Origin of the sequence: Devosia sp., assembly GCF_017307565.1 — a bacterium.
Taxonomy (GTDB): Bacteria; Pseudomonadota; Alphaproteobacteria; order Rhizobiales; family Devosiaceae; genus Devosia.
Genome location: NZ_JAFKHD010000487.1, coordinates 7075 through 8196, shown reverse-complemented (window position 1 = coordinate 8196; position 1122 = coordinate 7075). Strand labels below are relative to the sequence as shown.

At 59.0% G+C, this 1122-nt stretch carries 2 protein-coding genes and 1 other RNA gene (1 of these 3 only partly in view); all 3 read right to left on the bottom strand.

The genetic code is table 11. The features are described 5' to 3' along the window. Positions 1-156: 156 nt before the first annotated feature. A complete protein-coding gene (locus tag J0I64_RS21300) occupies positions 157-339 on the bottom strand; it encodes a hypothetical protein (protein WP_291412072.1) in 183 nt (60 codons plus the stop codon). 205 nt (positions 340-544) lie between these two features. Beyond that, positions 545-685, bottom strand: a complete 141-nt coding sequence (locus J0I64_RS21295) for a hypothetical protein (protein ID WP_291412070.1) — start codon at positions 683-685, stop codon at positions 545-547. 224 nt (positions 686-909) lie between these two features. Next, positions 910-1122: RNase P RNA component class A (gene rnpB / locus J0I64_RS21290), an RNA gene on the bottom strand (it continues 246 nt past the right edge of the window).

Genomic DNA, 1122 nt, shown 5'->3' with positions numbered 1-1122 from the left:
CCGCCGGGTCTTCGGCGGAAAGCAGGCACCCGCATTAAAGCCATGGAGGTGTGCGCGCAAGAGCAGGCAGCAACGGCGCGGGTACATACAAGAACGAAAAACCCCGGGCCGAACGGTCCAGGGGTTCACATTTCGGTGCTGCTTAAAGCGGCGCGATTACATGGATTTAACCGGCTCGGGACCTGCTTCGTTGGTCGTCGGCGACAGCGATTCAGTTACGCAGAGCGAGCTGTCCTTGAACGCGCAATTGTTCACGTCAGACGTGGAGGCCGCAAAGGTCGGAGCCGCGGTCGCGGAAATCAGCAGTGCGGCAACGAGGCCGCCAAGGATGGCTTTCATAAATGGTCTCCTTAGTATGAAATCGCGACGTGTCTAGTGCCGCTCACCTTGCTTAAGCGTTACGAACAAAAGCAAAATTGGCCACGACGGCTCAGTTTTCCAGTGGGGGGAGATCACCGGTAACCAGGCCGTCGCTGGGTAGTGCCGGACTCTCAGGCAATCAGGCCCGAGTGCCCCAATACGCTGGCACGAAGGCCGGCGCTAATCAGTCGCCAGTGGTCGGGGAGAGCGACTCGGTGACGCAGAGCGACTTGTCCTTGAATGCGCAGTGGTCGGCAGCGAAGGACGGGGTGGCAACGCCGGCAACCATGACCGAGGCGATGACGAGTGCGAAGATCTTCTTCATTTGGTGTGTCTCCGTGTGTTGTTGACGAGACAGAAATAACCACCCCAGCATTGCATCAACATTGCACGCGGATAAAATCACTCAACAAAATCATGAACTTAACGTAATGTAGCGGCAATGTATATGAATTTCCGGTCATGCTTGCGGCGTTCGCTGGGCCAAAACATGGCAGTTCCGTGACGGCGCCCGGTGGGGCGCCATCCGTGCCTTGCGCGATGGTGGAGTGAGCCAGTTGACCTATAAGCCGGGTTCTGTAGGGCCGCGTAAAACGCGACGTGGTGGCCATTCATCTGAGGCGCCTGTTGCCAGGGCGCTCGTGCAACCAACCCGGATGACCTGGCCTCAAAACCGGCTGGGGCAAGCCCCGCGTCATCCCTATTTGGTCTTGCTCCCGGTGGGGTTTACCGTGCGGCCCCTGTTGCCAGCGGCCCGGTGCG